Consider the following 15,877-nt stretch of genomic DNA (forward strand, 5'->3'; position numbering starts at 1 on the left):
CAACGATTTTCTGGTTAGGGTTAACCTGTTATTTAAAAAAACCCTGTTTTCGGGGTATCCCTTAAAGCTACTTAAAATATAGTTTTACGGAAAAACCCACTGTGTTTTTCTAACGCAATGTAAACCCCTAACCTATCATCATTGTTACCAAACCAAACCTAAGTATATGTTTAAAAAATTACTTTTCAGTTGTATTTTTTTACTAGTAGTAAATGTACATGGTCAGTCTTTTAGATCTATATGGAATACCAATAATACAGAATCGGGTTCTTCTGCCAATAACGAAGTAACCATACCCACCAACCCAGCCTTCACTACTTACAATTATGATGTTGATTGGGGAGACGGCAACATAGATACTGGTGTTACCGGAAACATAACCCACACTTATGCAACTGCTGGCACGTATACTATAGAAATTAGCGGCACCTTTCCATCTATCTATTTTAACGATGAAAATGCCAGTGATAAATTAAAAATCATAGAAATATTGGCATGGGGCAATATCCAATGGCAAACCATGGAGAACGCATTCTATGGCTGCGAAAACTTAAATTTTGATGCTATTGATTCACCAGACCTCTCTCAGGTTACCACACTACAAAATATGTTTAATGGCTGCGAAGCCTTCAATGGTATTGTTAACAATTGGGATGTTAGCACTATAACCAATATATCAGGAATGTTTCAGGAATGTACCATTTTTAATAGGCCTTTGGATCTTTGGAACACAGCTAACATTACCGATATGTCTTACACCTTTCACAGAGCAAGGGCATTTAATGAACCTTTGGACAATTGGAATGTTGCAGCTGTCACTGATATGGAGTTTTTCTTATCAGAAGCATCTTCCTTTAACCAAAATATCAACAATTGGAACATCTCAAATCTCACCAATTTAATTGGAACGTTTAGATATACAGGCAATTTTAATCAGCCCTTAGACAATTGGGACGTAAGTAATATTACCGACCTTACGGGTACATTTCAAGGCTCTGCATTCAATAGACCAATAAACAACTGGAACGTAAGTAATGTGGTTACTATGGAAGCTACTTTTAGGGAATCACAATTCAACCAGCCTTTAAACCTATGGGATGTGAGTACTGTAACCAATATGTCTCAAATGTTTCATAGAAACCGATCATTTGACCAACCCATAAACAATTGGAACGTAAGCAACGTTACGGACATGTCCGAGATGTTTGATGGTTGGATATGGGGAGCAGTCTTCAACCAACCCTTAGATAATTGGGATGTGAGTAACGTAACAGACATGGAATACATGTTTAGGGATAATTCTGCATTTAATCAAGACATAAGTATGTGGAACGTTAGTGGCGTAACCAACATGCGAGGTATGTTCGAAGAAAACCCTGCTTTTAATCAAAATATAGATAACTGGGACGTTAGCAATGTTACAAATATGAGTCAAATGTTTAATGAAGCAACGGCTTTTAACCAACCCTTGAACTCATGGAATATTGGTAGTGTTACAGCAATTGAAGGTATGTTCTTTGATGCAACGGCTTTTAACCAACCTTTAGATAATTGGGATGTATCTGGTATTACAAGCTTTAGGGATATGTTCCGCTTAGCAACAGATTTTAACCAAGACATTAGCACGTGGAACGTCTCCAATGTAACACAGTTTACCGCAATGTTTTTGAATGCGAGTTCATTTGATCAAAATCTAGCCAATTGGAATATTGCTAACGCCACTCAAATGAGTAACATGCTTTCTAATAGTGGAATATCTCAAGAAAATTATGATAATACCTTAATTGGTTGGGCAGGCCAAGCCGTTCAGAATGGAGTTAGCCTAGGAGCAAATGGACTACAATATTGCGATGCATTAAATCAAAGGCAAGGATTAATAGACACAAACGGTTGGACCATTACTGGAGACAATGTAAACTGTTCTTATGTACTCTGTACGGAAATTACCATGCCGGCCGCAGGAGACACTATGACACCTGCCAACAGTGATATTAGATGGAATCCTGCTCCTAATGCCGATGGTTATCGTATTACCTTAGAAATTGAACGTGGCGGTAATAGAAATTACGCTTCTCTAAACGGGAACACATTAAACAACTATGATGTAGGTAATGTGGTTGGTCTTAGTTTTTCCAATGAATTTCAAGCCGGTGATACGGTTTACGTAACAGTAGTGCCTTATAATACTGAAGGACCTGCAACCGGCTGCCAAGAACTTTCGTTTACAGTAGTTGAAAGTTGGGTTAATAGTCCTGATGCCTTCAAATTAACCTATGATACTAGCATCACAGAATCTGGCTCAACACCTGCCAATCAGTTAAAAATTGAAGCAAATACAGGTTATCCAGGTTACTTAACCTATAATTATTCAATTGATTGGGGAGACGGACAGTATAATAATAATGTTACCGGTGAAATTACACATACATACTTAACACCAGGTGTTTATACAGTAGCTATTATTGGAGATTTTCCGGCTCCCTATCATTATGTAAGTAATTCTGATCATATTAAACTTATTTCTATTGATCAATGGGGCACCCAAGTTTGGCAATCTATGAATTATGCATTTTATGGTTGCGAAAATATGGAATACAACGCTACAGATGTGCCCAACCTTTCGCAAGTAGAGATAGCCTCCAACATGTTTTCCGGTTGTTACTTATTTGATGGTGCAATAGACAATTGGGATGTTAGCAATATTACCAACATGCAGAGCATGTTTATTTCTGCACGAATTTTTAATCAGCCATTAAACAGTTGGGACACCAGCAATGTTACCAATATGTATGGAATGTTTGGGGCTGCTCAATTATTTAACCAACCTTTGGACAATTGGGATGTTAGCCAAGTGACCAACATGAATTTTATGTTCGCCCAAACACAGGATTTCAACCAAGATTTAAGTAGTTGGGATACTGGTAGTGTTACAAATATGGGACGTATGTTTCAAAGCTCACAGGCTTTTGACCAACCTATTAACAGTTGGAATGTAAGTCAGGTAACAGATATGTCAGAAATGTTCCAAAGAGCAGAAGTATTTAATCAACCTTTAAATAACTGGAATACTGGGAACGTCATAGACATGTCTGCCATGTTCTATGATGCAGAATTGTTTAACCAGAACATCAATAGTTGGGATGTATCGTCTGTTACAGATATGAGCCAAATGTTCTACGACGCAACAGCATTTGACCAACCACTGAATAATTGGAATGTTGGTGCTGTTACCACCATGAACTCCATGTTTTCTAGAGCAGAGGCTTTTAATCAAAATATTGATAGCTGGAACGTAACTAACGTAACCAACATGAGCAACATGTTTAACTATGCCATCTCTTACAACCAACCAATGAACAATTGGGATGTGAACTCTGTTGTAAACATGAGCGGTATGTTTAGGAGCGCCCAAGTATTTAACCAACCCTTAGATAATTGGGATGTAAGTGCTGTTGCTAATATGAGCGCTATGTTTGAGCATGCCGAAGTATTTGATCAACCCATCAATACTTGGAATGTAAGTTCGGTAACCCTAATGCCATCCATGTTCGATGCAGCTTTAGCTTTTAACCAACCTTTGAACAATTGGAACGTAGGGGTGGTCACCAATTTCAATTCCATGTTCAAAGAGGCCGAGGCTTTTAACCAACCCCTTAATACTTGGGATACCGGTGAGGCTCAAAATATGGCCGAAATGTTCTATGGAGCAATTGTTTTTGACCAAGATATTTCTGCTTGGAACACTTCCTTTGTTACCACCCTGCAAGAAATGTTTAGAGAGGCAAGTGCCTTTAATCAATCTTTAAACGCATGGAACGTGGCATCTGTAACTACTATGCGTGGCATGTTCCAAGAGGCTACTTCCTTCAATAGCTCCATAAACGATTGGAATGTTAGGGCGGTAACTACAATGCAAGATATGTTCAATGGTGCTAGTAGTTACAATCAAAGTTTAAACAATTGGCGGGTAAACGGGGTAACCAATATGGAGAGAATGTTCTTTGGTGCTAGTGCGCTAGACCAATCTTTTGATCAATGGCTAATTGGTACCGTTTCTATGCGAGATATGTTTCATGATGCGACTTCGTTTAATCAATTTTTAGGGGATTGGGATGTAAGTAATGTAACCAACATGCAAGGCATGCTGGATGATACAGCTCTTTCAAGAGAAAATTATGACAACACCTTAATCGCATGGTCAGAACAAATAGTAACTCCTGGTATTAACCTAGGAGCCAATACCCTACCGTATTGTGATGCGGTTGAAGAACGCCAATCTATGATAGACAATTTTGGGTGGACTTTTACTGGCGATGTACTTGATTGCCCCATCCCAGATTGTACCCAACTGGTTGCACCTTTGAATGGCGACACGGATGTTCCCGTTAATACTAATATTACCTGGGAAGCGGTTCAATTTGCAAGAGAATACAAATTATTTGTTGGCACCTCACCAGGAGGAACAGATATCTTAAATAACGAAGTGGTCGTAAATAACACCTCATTTGAATTCGCTGCGGATTTTAACCCCGGTGTTACCGTTTATGTTACCATTATTCCATCCAATGAAAATGGTGATGCGGTTGGGCCTTGTACGGAAGAAAGTTTTACCGTTACAAACGACCCACCAACCGTTCCAGATTGCACCAACTTAACCTTACCGCTGAATAACGCTACCGATGTTCCTTTTGACACAGATTTAAACTGGACTGTTGTTGGCAATGCAGATGGATACAGAATCAATGTAGGAACAACCCCCGGAGGTACAGATTTAGTTAACAATGAAGATGTAGGTAATGTAACCGAATATGATTTTTCTACGGATTTACCAGAAGACACTTTAATTTATGTTACTATTCTACCTTACAATGAAGAAGGCCTTGCCACTGGGTGTATTGAAGAATCTTTTAGAACGGAATTTATTCCAGTTCCTCCATCATGTACTACAATTTCCAGTCCAACCAACGGAGCTGTAAATGTACCTATTGATACAGATTTAAGCTGGAATGCCATTGCAGATGCAACTGGATACTTAGTTAGTGTAGGTATAACCTCTGGTGGAATAGAAGTAGTAAATAATATAGATGTTGGTAATACCACCACCTATTCCTTTAGTTCAGACCTCCAAGCAAATAGGACGCATTTCGTTCGTATTATTCCTTACAACGCTATAGGAGATGCAACTGGTTGTATCGAAGAATCATTTACAACAGGAGCAGGGACTTTATCAGACCCACCAAACTGTACGTCAATGAGCAATCCATTAAATGCTGCAACAGACGTAGCTATAGGAACCAATATTAGTTGGAATGCATCAGCCAATGCTGATGGGTACTATTTAACCGTGGGAACCATCGCTGGTGGTAATGATATCTTGAATGCTGAAGATGTTACGGGGACTACTTTTGACTTGCCTTCCGATTTGCCAGAAAACACTCAAATTTTCGTGACGCTAGTTCCTTACAATTCTTTTGGAAGTGCTACTGGATGTACCGAAGAATCGTTTACTACCGAGACCTTACCAACCGTACCTAGTTGTACCAATTTGAATACGCCTTTGAACGGTGCTACAGATGTTTCAATCACTACCGATTTAAGTTGGAATGCTATTGCTAATGCAGACGGGTACTACTTAACTGTAGGTACAACTACTGGTGGCAACGATATATTGAATGCCGAAGATGTTGCAGGAACTACCTTTGACCTACCAGCCAATTTACCGGAAAACACTCAAATTTTCGTGACACTAGTTCCTTACAATGCTGTAGGAAGTGCTACCGGATGTACCGAAGAATCGTTTACTACCGAGACCTTACCAACCGTACCTAGTTGTACCAATTTGAGCATGCCTTTGAACGGTGCTACCGATGTTTCGATCACTACCGATTTAACTTGGAACGCAGTTGCCAATGCAGATGGGTACTATTTGACCGTGGGAAACACCGCTGGTGCTAGCGATATCTTGGACGCCGAAGATGTTACAGGAACTACATTTGATTTACCTGCCGATTTACCGGAGAACACACAAATATTCGTAACTGTTGTTCCGTACAACGGTGTTGGTAATGCAACAGGCTGTACCGAAGAATCGTTTACTACCGAGACCATGGCTACTGTTCCAAATTGTACTAGTTTAAGTGCACCGCTTAATGCTGCTACAGGTGTCTCCGTTTCTACCGATTTAAGTTGGAACCCTATTGCTAACGCTGATGGCTATTACTTGACCGTAGGTACTACAGCTGGCGGCAATGATATCTTGGATGCCGAGGATGTTACCGGTACTACTTTTGATTTGCCTACCGATTTACCAGAGAACACACAAATATTCGTAACTGTTGTTCCGTACAACGGAGTGGGTAACGCAACAAGCTGTACCGAAGAATCCTTTACCTCCGAGACCTTGGCTACTGTTCCAAATTGTACTAGTTTAAGTGCACCACTTAATGCTGCTACAGGTGTCTCCGTTGCTACCGATTTAAGTTGGAACGCAGTTGCCAATGCCGATGGCTACTATTTAACCGTAGGTACCACAGCTGGTGCTAGCGATATCTTGGACGCCGAGGATGTTACCGGTACTACATTTGATTTGCCTGCCGATTTACCGGAGAACACACAAATATTCGTAACGCTAGTTCCGTACAACGGAGTGGGTAACACAACAGGTTGTACCGAAGAATCGTTTACTACCGAAACGGTCGCTACCATACCAAGCTGTACCAGCTTGACAGCTCCTTTGAACGGGGCAACATCAGTTTCCATTTCAACCGATTTAAGATGGAACGCCATTGACAATGCAGATGGCTACTATTTGACCGTAGGAACCACCGCTGGAGGTGATGAAATAGTACCAAGAACCGACCTTGGTATCTTGACCAATTATTCCTTTACGGCCGACTTACCATATGGACAGGAGCTATTTGTTAGCATAATCCCTTATAATGCCTTAGGGGATGCTGAAAATTGCAGCATAGAATCATTCGTAACGGAAGAAGAGCCAGAGGAGGAAAAAGTTGCTTCTAAATATGGCTTTTCACCAGATGGCGACGGAGTTAACGAATTCTGGGAAATTAACGGTATAGAAGCCTATCCGGAAAACACCGTATACATCTATAACAGATGGGGGGACTTGGTCTTTAAAATAGAGGGCTATAACAATGCGGACAAAGTATTCAGCGGGCAGGCGAACCAACTTATGGGATTGGGCGCGGACCAACTACCGGAGGGAACCTATTTCTTCACGATAATCTTACCTGAAAATCATAACCTACAAACAACCAAAGGCTTTGTTGTCTTAAAAAGATAAGCTATGAACCAAATAAAAAAACTACTTTACCTAGGTCTTTTAATGGCAGGAACACATTTTTCCTTTTGCCAACAAACACCCGTATTCGCAGAATATAATGTAAATCCGTTCTTGATCAACCCCGCGTATTCCGGCTCCTTTAATGGTACAGAGGCGGTATTGAGCAATTCTGGATTTGGAAGTGAAATACAAAACACGCCCAAGAACCTAAGCTTTAGCTTTACTGCGCCTTTACAACAAGGGAAAATGGGACTGGGTGCGGCCGTAATTTCAGACGAAATAGGCGTTACAAAGGCTACGCAAGGTTTTGCTGCATTTTCATACAAACTATTTTTTGATTGGAAGAAGAACAGGCCTTATTGGCAGGTCTTTGAACGAACTGTGCTCTCTTTTGGCGTAACGGCAGGTGTACTTAGTTATAATGAAGACCTGCTGAGTCTACAAATTCAGAACGATGCCAATTTCTCCGAAAACATAAACGAGACTTTGCCAATGGCTGGATTAGGCTTTCTATTTGGGCATGAAAATTTTTTTGCAGGTATTTCCGCACCAAATATTTTGGGGGATACTTTTGCCAATTCCCAAAATTTAAACCTAACGCGGCCTATCTATGGCTATTTAGGTTATCATTTCATCACGAACAAATACGACCCAACCTACATAATGAAACCAAGTGTTTTACTTAAACACGAAGCAGGGGCTCCCTTTCAGGTAGATGCGAATATATCCGTAAGCTATAAAAATGTATTAGAAGTAGGTGCTGGCTTTAGAAGTAGCAGTAGCTTAAATTTATTCGCCGGTCTGTATGCCTTTAAAAACTTTAGGGTATTGTATAATTACTCTAGCGCCAACGCAAATTCACCCTTGGGGAATTTTCATGGTATCGTATTAAATTATAGAGGTGGCAGGGGTTTTGCGTTTAATTGATCTAAACTAGAATCAGTTAGGTATTTATCTTGAAATACCTTGGTGAAATTGGCTCCAAAAAAAACGATTAAACTAGAATAAGAGACCCAAAGCATTACCAATATAACAGAGCCTGCTGTTCCGTAGGTAGAACTGGGCTCTGCTTCGCTAAAATAAAATGCCAGCACGTATTTACCTACTAGAAATAAAATTGCAGTTAAAATGGCTCCCCTACTTACAGCTTTCCAAGGAACTACCGTACTGGGAAGGTATTTGAACATAGCCGCGAACAAGAGTGATATAAATACAAAGGAGAACAAGAAATCTACAACCATGGCCCACCTTAGGTCTACTATGCTAAACAAAGCAGATAATTGTTCTGAAAATACGGATAACAAAGAGGTTAATATAAAGCTAATCAACAATAGAAAACCAAGAATTAATATAAAACCCAAACCTTTGACCCTACCAATGAACATGGCAATTATGCCATTGGCATAATTGGTCTTGGCGTTCCAAATTTCATTAAGGGAGTTTTGTAATTGATAAAAGACTCCGGTGGCACCATATAGCAAAATACCCACACCCAATATGGTGGTGGTCAAAGAAGTATTTTCATTACCCTTATTGGCGATCATATTTTGAATGGCCATTGCGGTGTCTGGACCCAAGGCACTTGCAATTTCTCCAAATAATTTACCATGGACCAAGTCTTTTTCCCAAACGGAACCTACTAAATTAAGTACCATGATCAAAAATGCCGGTAAGGACAAAATAGCATAATAGGCGGTAACCGCACTAAGCTTAAATGGGTCTTTATCTATCCAAGAAAAATAGGTTTCCTTAAGCAAGAACGGCAGGTGTTTCCAGCTAAAACGAACGTTTTTCTCTGGAGATTCAAATAGTATATTCAACCACTTCTTCACACAAAGAAAGGTACTATATTAACCTAATTAAAGTGAGCGCAAAACCATAAAAGACGACTTCAATTCATAAAAAAACCGACGTGTAAGTCGGTCTTTATGTTTATCGTATCATTCCAAGATTAATCACCTCTTGTTCTGTTAAAAAGCGCCAATGTCCTCTTGGCAAATCTTTTTTGGTAAGCCCAGCAAACACCACACGGTCTAGCTTAACCACAGTATAACCAAGATGTTCAAATATGCGACGTACAATTCTATTCTTACCAGAATGTATTTCAATACCCACTTCTTTTTTGGTTGCTCCTTGCACATAACTAACCTCATCTACCGTAATAGGCCCGTCTTCTAAGGTTAGTCCTTCCATAATTTGCTGCAAATCTCTCATGGTTAGGGCCTTGTCCAAGTGCACATGGTATATTTTACGAACATTATGTTTTGGATGCGTTAGCTTCTTAGCCAGCTCACCATCATTGGTGAACAATAATAGACCGGTTGTATTTCTATCCAATCGGCCAACGGGGTATAATCTATTTTTAGACGCACTGGAAACCAATTCCATTACCGTTCTTCTGCCCTTATCATCAGAGGTGGTGGTAATAAAGTTTTTTGGCTTGTTCAACAGCACGTATTCCTTTTTCTCTGGGTTTAATCTTCTTCCGTCAAACCGAACATCATCAGATTTCTTTACCTTATAACCAAGTTCTGTAACTGGTTTACCGTTTACCGTTACATTACCCGCCGTAATAAATGTATCTGCTTCTCTACGCGAGCAAATACCAGCATTGGCTATGTACTTGTTTAAACGAATTAAATCCGGGTTGCTATTTGTTTTTTTAGGAGCCGATTTAAATGGCTTTGAACCTCCCTTATTGAAAGGTTTCTTTTTAAAGTTGCCTCCTTTATTGTTAGAAGGTCTACGATTGCGTTCGTTGTCTGATTTTCTCATCAGTCTTTAAATTTTTTGCAAATGTAGTTGATAAAAGAAAGCAACTATTACTATTATCAATTATTTAGCTATTCTTTTCTAAATCACCCTATTTAAAACTAAATCCACATCTATCAATAAAATACTAAAAACGCCTAGTACTATAATCAGCTTAAGTAGATTATGCATATAGACATACTGTTTTTTTGAAGTGCCTCTAAAGAGAAGTACTAATACAGCCAAAATTAATCCAATACACAAATAAAAATAGAGATACATATAGCCCACTTTAAAATCATGTATTAATAAATAGGCCGGTATCATAGTAAACAATAACAGACAACCAATTAATAATTTAGCTTTAGAAACTCCGTATACAACAGCAAATGTTTTATAGTTTTGGGCAATATCTCCTGCCAAGTTTTCCAAATCCTTTATAATTTCCCTAGATAGAATGAGTAAGAATAAAAAGATAGCGTGAACAAATATTACAGGCTCGAAATTTTTGTAGTACACAAAAACGACGAAGAACGGAGAAATTGCCAAGGTGGCAGAAACTAAATTTCCTAGCAGTGGAATCCGTTTTAACTTGTGTGAGTAAATCCATATTCCAAAAATATATGCAGAAAAAAACACCACTGCCTTAAACGATATATAACTTGCTGCAACTATGGACACAAAATTGAGAACAAAATAGGTGGTTAACTTAAACTTTTGACTCACCAAACGATCTAGCATGCTTTTGGTAGGCTTGTTAATTAAATCCTTTTCCGCATCGTAGAAGTTGTTTATAATGTAACCCGCGGCAATGACCAAGGCAGATGCCGTTACAATTAAAAAGAGGTTAATATCTAAGACTACCTTTCTCAACGGCCAATCCGGAGCTAATATATAAATACTGGCCAAGTACTGTGCCAAGGTAATTATAAGCACATTATACCCTCTTACAACAGAGAAGAGACTTAATAATTTAAATAAAAGAAGTTTGTTTTTTCGGCTTAGCATAGTCTGCTAAAAGTTGTAGACTACTTCTAGTTTATGCCCTTTTAAAGCTTGTTTTGCCTTTTCTATATCTTCTGTAAAACCTAAGATATAGCCCCCACCTCCAGAACCACAAAGTTTTAAATAGTAATCGTTAGATTCAATTCCTTTTTGCCAAAGTTGATGAAATTGTTTTGGAATCATTGGTTTAAAATTATCCAAAACAACATGAGATAGTTGTTTTACGTGACCAAATAGCCCTTTGATATCCCCATTTAGAAAATGCTCTACACAAGCATCTGTATGTTTTACAAATTTTTCTTTAATGATATTTCTGAAGCCCTCATTTTTCATTTGCTCCATGAATATTTGAACCATAGGAGCCGTTTCCCCTACCATTCCACTATCTAACAAGAAAACAGCACCTTTACCTTCTTTATTCTGAGTTGGTAAAATAGTAGATTCTATATTATCCTTGGAGTTAATAAGAATAGGTAAACTCAAATAGCTATTTAACGGGTCCAATCCAGAGCTTTTACCATGAAAAAAGGATTCCATTTTACCAAAAATGGTCTTTAATTTCAACAATTTTTCTCTTGTTAAATTCTCTAGAACCGTGATTTTATCTTGTGCATATTTGTCATAAATAGCGGCAACCAAGGCACCACTACTACCAACACCATAGCCTTGCGGAATAGAACTATCAAAATACATACCGTTGGCAATGTCGTTTTTAAGTGTTTTTATATCAAACAACACCAAATCTTCTGATTGTAAGTTTTCCAGATAATTGGCAAACCTATTTAAGCTTTCGTTAGACTGCTTTGCACTATCAGACAGGTTATTTGATGATTTTAAAGCACCCTTATAAAAATTATATGGTATAGAAAGTCCTTTAGAATCTTTGATAATTCCATACTCACCAAAGAGTAAAATTTTTGAATAAAATAATGGTCCCTTCATAATTTCTAACCAAAAAGCTGTTTGTTAAACAGACACTTTAATAAAGTTAAACAAAAATAGATGAAAATCTAATTCTACCTTAATTTATACCGTTAATTTAAGAACTCAATAACGCTAAATACTGTAAGAAAATTATTTCAATTCTATTTTTTTAGCGCCATTCCCCACCTTATCACAAATATAATGCCCATTCTCACAATATTGAACTAGCTCCGTTTTAATAAAAGCAATAACTTCTTTACTGTAGGATTCTGGATAAAGCACATGTACATTTGCTCCTGCATCTAATGTAAAACACACAGGAATTTGAGTCTTTTTACGGTAAGTCCAAATTGCATTAATAATATTTAAAGTATTGGGCATCATGAGTATAAAATATGGGGTACTACTCATCATCATGGCATGTAACGTAAGTGCCTCACTTTCCACAATATTTATAAATTGGTTCAAATCGCCATTTGCAAAGACAGCTTCCAGTGCCGCTAAATTTGTATGGGCATGTACAAACCTACTTGCTGCATACGGATGCCCGTTCATCAAATTATGTCCCACCGTACTACTTACCGTCTTTTGGCCCTTATGCACCAATAAAATAGTATCATGAAAGCTTTTGAAAACATTGTTAACCTTATTTGGATAGTTTACTCCAAACAAATCCGTACTGTTTTCCAGACCTTCATGCTTTCCCCACTGTACCAAATTCCCCTTAATGCTTCGGCACGCACTACCAGAACCTAGTCTGGCCAAAAAAGAAGCTTTTTTATTAAAAAATTCTGAATCCTGGTTTACCGTTGCTTCCTTTTCTATTTCCAGTAAACATAAAGCTAGGGCTGCCATACCACTGGCAGAAGATGCAATACCACTACTATGCGGAAATGAATTAGAAGTTTCTATAGTAAAATGATATTCTCTTAGATATGGTAAATAACTTTCTATACGTTTTAAAAAAGTTTCAATTTTTGGTTTAAAGTCTTCTTTTGGTTTGCCTTCAAAAAACAAATCAAAGGAAAAATCACTTTTATCTTCCTTTTGATGATAAGTAAGCGTAGTTCTTGTAGCGCAGGCATCAAGTGTAAAACTAACCGATGGATTAGCAGGGATTTGATTCTCTTTCTTACCCCAATATTTGACTAAAGCAATATTACTTGGTGCTTTATAGGCTACCTTTCCTTTTTTAGGATAATTTAAATTTTCTTGTGGAATAAAATCTTTTTCCGTCATGCCAAAAGCGTTTGCGCAAATATACTAGATGTATAAATGAAGCCTGTTTTACAAACAAAATAAATTGCTACTTTAGTACAAAGCACTTAAAATGAAGAAAAAACTAGTAAAAGTAGGCGTTGCCATTTTAATTTGTTTACTCATTGGTTTCCTTTCTAGTTTTGCCACACAATCTTCTGTTAACGATTGGTACGTTACACTTAACAAACCAAGTTTTAATCCGCCAAATTGGCTTTTTGCTCCGGTTTGGACCGTACTCTACATAATGATGGGATTGGCTGCTGGCTTGGTATGGGCTAAAGGATTTCATCATCTATGGGTTAAAACGGCCCTATACCATTTTGGATTTCAACTATTGCTAAACGCACTATGGAGTATTGTATTTTTTGGCCTTAAAAAACCTGAATTGGCGCTAATAATTATCATTGCCTTACTTGTTTTAATAGCGCTTACCTACAAATGGTTTAAAGTTGTATCTAAAAAAGCTGCATTATTACTTATACCTTATTTTGCATGGGTAGCTTTTGCCACAGTGTTGAATTACAAAATATGGGTACTTAACTAGGATTATTGGCCAACTCTAGCATCTTATGCATGGTTTTATCATTTCTGGTAGTTGCCACCAATTTTAATTTTTTCTCTACTAGGTTGTTATTCAATTTTGCTTTTCCGTAACCCGCGTTGCACTTAAGATAGATACAAGAATCAGTTATTATAAAATCCTCATTCACAAACGTTTCTTTCTCAAATATTTTTTTTCTTTCTATATCAATATTAGTGAACGGAAGCACGTAGTATAATTTTGAAACTTCCTGTTCACCTTTAAAGGGATTATTTTCAATAAGCTTTTGTAATAGTTCTGGGGCATAGGCCTTGACCGGCACATCAAAATCATATGTTGTCTTAATTATCTGCGCTATTTTCCTAGAAAGCTCTTCACTATCCATATTGGTTTGCACAACTAAGTTTCCACTTTGGATATAAGTTAATACCTCTTTTAAACCATTATCTTTTAAAACTCCTTTAAGGTGTACCATTTTAATTTTTTTGGCACCGCTAACATTAATACCCCTCAAAAAAACAATATGGTTTTTCATAATAATGCAATTAACAAAGGATAAAATTATTATTTTCAGACTGAAATCTACTTTATGGAAGAATATATTTTAGCACTAGATCAAGGCACAACAAGTTCTAGGGCGGTAGTAGTAAATAAAAAAGGGGCAATTATCTCCGTTGCACAAAAAGAGTTTACACAGTATTTCCCAAAACCGGGTTGGGTAGAGCATGATGCAAACGAAATCTGGTCTACACAAGCGGGTATGGCAGCAGAGGCAATTTCCAGCAAAGGAATTCTAGCAACACAAATTGTAGGTATTGGCATTACCAACCAGAGAGAAACCGCCGTAGTATGGAATAAAAAAACCGGAGTTCCTGTTTACAATGCAATTGTATGGCAAGATAAAAGAACAGCATCTTTCTGTGATGAATTAAAAAAAAACGGCCATTCCAAAACTATTAGGGAAAAAACCGGATTGGTCATCGACTCCTACTTTTCTGCAACTAAAGTCAAATGGATTTTGGATAATGTGCCAAACGCCAGAACACAAGCAGAAAATGGGGAGTTGGCTTTTGGCACCATAGATTCTTGGTTAATTTGGAAAATGACCCAAGGTCAACTACACGTAACCGACGTTACCAATGCTAGTAGAACTTTACTATTTAACATAAATACAATGGAGTGGGACAATGAACTACTAGAACTATTCAATATTCCTTCTAGTATGTTGCCCGTGGTAAAAGAATCTAGCGAAGTCTATGGCAAAACCAAACCAAACATATTTGCGAATGAAATTCCTATTGCAGGCATAGCAGGAGACCAACAAGCTGCCTTGTTTGGCCAAATGTGCACTAAGAAAGGAATGGTTAAAAACACCTATGGCACAGGCTGTTTTATGCTTATGAATATTGGCGATAGCCCAACCGTATCCAAAAACAACTTATTAACTACCGTTGCCTGGAAAATCAAAGGCAAAACTACTTATGCTTTTGAAGGTAGTATTTTCATAGCCGGTGCAGTAGTACAATGGCTAAGAGACGGTTTAGGAATTATAAGAAAATCTAACCAAGTAGAATTATTGGCTAAATCCGTAACAGATACAGACGGGGTATATTTTGTGCCAGCGTTTGCAGGTCTAGGCGCTCCTTATTGGAACCAAAACGCCAAAGGTTCTTTTTTTGGTTTAACTAGAGGCAGTACAGATGCACACATAGCTAGAGCTAGTTTGGAATCTATTGCCTACCAAACCATGGATGTCTTAAAAGCAATGGAAATAGATTCTGGTATTGCTATTAAGGAACTTAGAGTAGATGGTGGTGCAACCGTGAACGATTTGTTAATGCAATTTCAGGCCGATGTTTTAGACACCACTACGGTTAGACCCAAATCTATAGAAACAACCGTGCTAGGTGCAGCTTATTTGGCAGGTCTGGCTGTTGGTTTTTGGGATAATATTGAAGACATACAAGATATCTGGGATGCCGATGTACATTTTGAACCAACTAAAAAACGTGAACCAATTGAACAAGGAATAGCTGGTTGGCATAAAGCAATAAAAGCTTTAGAATATTGGTCTACACTCTAAATTTAAACCC

The 15,877-nt window shown here is 37.9% G+C and carries 10 protein-coding genes; 4 read left to right on the forward strand and 6 right to left on the reverse strand.

Features of this window, described 5'->3' with window-relative positions:
- The first annotated feature begins 166 nt into the window (after positions 1-166).
- Together BUL40_RS10545 and BUL40_RS10550 are read left to right on the forward strand one after the other, a co-directional pair.
- Complete coding sequence (locus BUL40_RS10545) at positions 167-7,303, forward strand: BspA family leucine-rich repeat surface protein (RefSeq protein ID WP_080319230.1); 7,137 nt, start codon at positions 167-169, stop codon at positions 7,301-7,303.
- Positions 7,304-7,306: 3 nt separating this feature from the next.
- On the forward strand, positions 7,307-8,230 hold the full coding sequence (locus BUL40_RS10550) for a PorP/SprF family type IX secretion system membrane protein (RefSeq protein WP_080319231.1): 924 nt from the start codon (positions 7,307-7,309) through the stop codon (positions 8,228-8,230).
- On the opposite strand, the gene BUL40_RS10555 is transcribed toward BUL40_RS10550, so the two are convergent.
- The 5 genes from BUL40_RS10555 to BUL40_RS10575 all read right to left on the reverse strand — a co-directional run bounded on the left by BUL40_RS10555 (position 8,197) and on the right by BUL40_RS10575 (position 13,222).
- Complete coding sequence (locus tag BUL40_RS10555; RefSeq protein ID WP_244901858.1) at positions 8,197-9,135, reverse strand: YihY/virulence factor BrkB family protein; 939 nt, start codon at positions 9,133-9,135, stop codon at positions 8,197-8,199. The genes BUL40_RS10550 and BUL40_RS10555 overlap by 34 nt on opposite strands.
- 100 nt (positions 9,136-9,235) lie before the next feature.
- A complete protein-coding gene (locus tag BUL40_RS10560) occupies positions 9,236-10,078 on the reverse strand; it encodes a pseudouridine synthase (RefSeq protein WP_080319232.1) in 843 nt (280 codons plus the stop codon).
- 78 nt (positions 10,079-10,156) lie between these two features.
- A complete protein-coding gene (locus BUL40_RS10565; protein ID WP_080319233.1) occupies positions 10,157-11,062 on the reverse strand; it encodes a geranylgeranylglycerol-phosphate geranylgeranyltransferase in 906 nt (301 codons plus the stop codon).
- A gap of 6 nt (positions 11,063-11,068) precedes the next feature.
- Positions 11,069-12,001: a mevalonate kinase family protein gene (locus BUL40_RS10570; protein WP_080319234.1), complete on the reverse strand. Its 933-nt coding sequence runs from the start codon at positions 11,999-12,001 to the stop codon at positions 11,069-11,071.
- Between the two features lie 132 nt (positions 12,002-12,133).
- The gene (locus BUL40_RS10575; protein WP_080319235.1) at positions 12,134-13,222 is read right to left on the reverse strand and encodes a diphosphomevalonate/mevalonate 3,5-bisphosphate decarboxylase family protein; all 1,089 of its coding nucleotides are present in this window, start codon (positions 13,220-13,222) and stop codon (positions 12,134-12,136) included.
- A 91-nt stretch (positions 13,223-13,313) separates the two neighbouring features.
- Between BUL40_RS10575 and BUL40_RS10580 the strand changes: the two genes are divergently transcribed.
- A complete protein-coding gene (locus BUL40_RS10580; RefSeq protein WP_080319236.1) occupies positions 13,314-13,787 on the forward strand; it encodes a TspO/MBR family protein in 474 nt (157 codons plus the stop codon).
- On the opposite strand, the gene BUL40_RS10585 is transcribed toward BUL40_RS10580, so the two are convergent.
- A complete protein-coding gene (locus tag BUL40_RS10585; protein ID WP_080319237.1) occupies positions 13,780-14,319 on the reverse strand; it encodes a DUF1697 domain-containing protein in 540 nt (179 codons plus the stop codon). The genes BUL40_RS10580 and BUL40_RS10585 overlap by 8 nt on opposite strands.
- A 54-nt stretch (positions 14,320-14,373) precedes the next feature.
- On the opposite strand from BUL40_RS10585, the gene glpK reads away from it, so the two are divergent.
- Positions 14,374-15,867 carry a glycerol kinase GlpK gene (gene glpK, locus BUL40_RS10590; RefSeq protein ID WP_080319238.1) on the forward strand — a complete coding sequence of 498 codons (1,494 nt, stop codon included), beginning with the start codon at positions 14,374-14,376 and terminating at the stop codon, positions 15,865-15,867.
- Positions 15,868-15,877: the final 10 nt, after the last annotated feature.

Source organism: Croceivirga radicis (assembly GCF_002072105.2).
GTDB lineage: Bacteria > Bacteroidota > Bacteroidia > Flavobacteriales > Flavobacteriaceae > Croceivirga > Croceivirga radicis.

Bases quoted from the DNA above. Each gene is read 5' to 3' on its own strand.
- BUL40_RS10560 (WP_080319232.1), bottom strand. From the start codon at position 10,078: ATGAGAAAATCAGACAACGAACGCAATCGTAGACCTTCTAACAATAAA.
- BUL40_RS10580 (WP_080319236.1), top strand. From the start codon at position 13,314: ATGAAGAAAAAACTAGTAAAAGTAGGCGTTGCCATTTTAATTTGTTTA.
- glpK (WP_080319238.1), top strand. From the start codon at position 14,374: ATGGAAGAATATATTTTAGCACTAGATCAAGGCACAACAAGTTCTAGG.
- BUL40_RS10565 (WP_080319233.1), bottom strand. From the start codon at position 11,062: ATGCTAAGCCGAAAAAACAAACTTCTTTTATTTAAATTATTAAGTCTC.
- BUL40_RS10545 (WP_080319230.1), top strand. From the start codon at position 167: ATGTTTAAAAAATTACTTTTCAGTTGTATTTTTTTACTAGTAGTAAAT.
- BUL40_RS10550 (WP_080319231.1), top strand. From the start codon at position 7,307: ATGAACCAAATAAAAAAACTACTTTACCTAGGTCTTTTAATGGCAGGA.
- BUL40_RS10575 (WP_080319235.1), bottom strand. From the start codon at position 13,222: ATGACGGAAAAAGATTTTATTCCACAAGAAAATTTAAATTATCCTAAA.
- BUL40_RS10570 (WP_080319234.1), bottom strand. From the start codon at position 12,001: ATGAAGGGACCATTATTTTATTCAAAAATTTTACTCTTTGGTGAGTAT.
- BUL40_RS10585 (WP_080319237.1), bottom strand. From the start codon at position 14,319: ATGAAAAACCATATTGTTTTTTTGAGGGGTATTAATGTTAGCGGTGCC.